This is a genomic window from Pseudomonadota bacterium (genome assembly GCA_010028905.1).
Lineage (GTDB): Bacteria > Vulcanimicrobiota > Xenobia > RGZZ01 > RGZZ01 > RGZZ01.
This window is the reverse complement of the sequence record RGZZ01000612.1, coordinates 1-2,557: the sequence shown is the minus strand read 5'-3', so window position 1 is coordinate 2,557 and position 2,557 is coordinate 1. Positions and strand designations below refer to the sequence as shown.

Genomic DNA, 2,557 nt, shown 5'->3' with positions numbered 1-2,557 from the left:
TAACTGCGGCGGGGGGTGCGGTACTGCCACGAATGTGGTGCGTAACTGCGGCGGGGGGTGCGGTACTGCCACGAATGTGGTGCGTAACTGCGGCGGGGGGTGCGGTACTGCCACGAATGTGGTGCGTAACTGCCATTACGGTCCACATCTGTGGCAGTACGCGGAAACCTGAGGCTGCACGGTCCACATCTGTGGCAGTACTGACGCTGGCTAGCCCAGACGGTCGAGCTCTGCAGCCGACAGAGGTTCAACACGCCAAGGCGCCTACTCGGGTAGCGAGATCCCCTCCATCGCTGCCAGGCCCTCGAAGAACCGCCCCTTCTCCACCCTGTAGGCGTCCACGTCACCCCCTTGGAACCGGCGCTTGATGTCGTCGTACGCCTCGCACAGGTCAGGGCGGCGCAGCATCAGATCGCGAAAGCGCCACTGGAAGTCGCACGCGCCGTCGATGACCGTGACGTGCACCCCCATCGGGGGCGTCGTGTGATCGTCCTTGAACGAGCGCCCGCCCTGCCCACGAAAGCCGCCCTCATTCAAGGAATAGTGCGCGGACAGCGCGTCACAGGCCGCTTCGAAGCGCGCTGCGGGCACGCGCACCTGGATGTCGAGATCGCCTTTGGTCAGGCCGCGCGGCAGCGCCGTGCTTCCCACATGCTGGATGTCGGCGTCTGGCAGCAGCACTGTCAACGTTCGAAGCAGCGCTTCGAACAGCCGGTCAGCAGCCGCGCGATGAGCCTCCACGTCGTCAAAGCGGACCGTTTCCACGGAGACCTCCAGACCCGCGTTGCCTTCTGAGCGGTGTCCGCAAGACCGCTTCTTGCAGACGGCGGGTTCATACGCGTGCGCCACCGCGGACGCGAGAAAGGCAAGTCGGTGCGCCACTGCGGACGCGAGACGGACGCGTGCGTACGCGACCACAGGGCCTACCTCAGCCCCGCACCGCCCGCCTCGAGCGCCCTGTCAGGCCTTCGCCGCCGTTTCTTTCGGCGCGTAGTGGTCAAGCACGTAGGCGTCGAGATGGGCGCGGAACTGCTCAGCGATGCCCTCGCCCTTCAGCGTTGCTACGTGCAGGCCGTTGGCGTAGATGGGGGCGGCCGGGCTTTCGCCGGTGCCCGGCAGCGACAGGCCGATGTGGGCCCCGCGGGCCTCGCCGGGCCCGTTCACGACACATCCCATGACGGCCACCTTCATGTCCTCGACGCCAGCATAGCCCCTGGACTTCCACTCCGGCATCATGCGGCGCAGGTACTCCTCGGTCTGCACCGCAATCTCCTGAAAGAGCGTGCTCGTGGTGCGGCCGCAGCCGGGGCAGGCCGTCACCAGCGGTGTGAACGAGCGGATGCCCAGGGTCTGCAGGATCTGCTGGCAGATGACCACCTCGCGGGTGCGCGGATCACCGGGCTTGGGCGTGAGCGAGACGCGGATGGTGTCGCCGATGCCGTCAACAAGCAGCAGGCCCAGGGCCAGCGACGACGCAACGATGCCCTTGTCGCCGATTCCAGCCTCTGTGAGGCCGAGGTGCAGCGCGTAGTCGCAGCGCTCGGCGAGGGCGCGATAGGTGGCCACCATCTCGTTGATGTCGCTCAGCTTGGTCGACAAGATGATCTGGTCCTTGCGCAGGCCGTAGTCGAGGGCCATCTGCGCCGAGTCGAGAGCGCTGGCAATCATGGCGTCGTTGAACACCTGGCGGGCGCCGCGGGGGCTGCCCTTGGCCAGGTCGTCTTCGATGAGACGCTGGAGCAGGGCCTGATCGAGCGACCCGCCGTTGACGCCGATGCGCACGGGACGGTTGTGCTTCGCCGCCACCTCGATCATCATCTTGAAGTTGTTGTCGTGGTTCTTGCCCGAACCCACGTTGCCTGGATTGATGCGGTACTTGTCGAGGGCCTCGGCGCACTCGGGGAACTTCGTGAGCAGCTTGTGCCCGTTGTAGTGGAAGTCGCCCACCAGCGGCACCGAGCAGCCCGCGGCCCGCACCTTGTCGCGGATGTGGGGCACGGCACGGGCGCCGTCGTCGTCTTTCACGGTGAAGCGCACAATCTCGGAGCCTGCCACGTAGAGCTCGAGGATCTGCTTGACGGTGCCGTCGACGTCGGCCGTGTCGGTGTTGGTCATGCTCTGGACGCGAACGGGGTTGTCTCCCCCCACGCCCACGCCGCCCACGTTGACGGCGACTGATTTTCTGCGGGTGCGAATGATGCTCATGCCGGCGACCCTTCTTCTCAAAGGGGGCGGGTCCTTCTCGCAGGTCTGATCTGGCTCTGACCGGCACCGCGGGCTCGGCCCGCCTGGTGGGAGAGAGCCGGTCGTGATCTGCACCGCAGGTGGGGAGCTAACGACGAAACCCCCGGCGTTTGCGGGGGTCAGCCGATGCGAGGGTCAGTCCTCAGCGTGCGGTCGCCGAGTGGGGGTTTTACGACGAAACCCCCAGCGTTTGCGGGGGTCGACCTTCGGCGGGCGGTCGCCGAGTGGGGGTTTTACGACGAAACCCCCAGCGTTTGCGGGGGTCAGCCCTCGGCGGGCGGTCGCCGAGTGGGGGTTTTACGACGAAACCCCC

2 protein-coding genes are annotated in these 2,557 nt (G+C 66.6%); both read right to left on the bottom strand.

The genetic code is table 11. The annotated features are described in order from the left end of the window. Positions 1-264 precede the first annotated feature (264 nt). Positions 265-918, bottom strand: coding sequence for a hypothetical protein (locus tag EB084_23490; GenBank protein ID NDD31225.1), 654 nt, complete (start codon positions 916-918; stop codon positions 265-267). Between the two features lie 42 nt (positions 919-960). Continuing rightward, the gene (locus EB084_23485) at positions 961-2,205 is read right to left on the bottom strand and encodes a flavodoxin-dependent (E)-4-hydroxy-3-methylbut-2-enyl-diphosphate synthase (protein ID NDD31224.1); all 1,245 of its coding nucleotides are present in this window, start codon (positions 2,203-2,205) and stop codon (positions 961-963) included. Positions 2,206-2,557 lie beyond the last annotated feature (352 nt).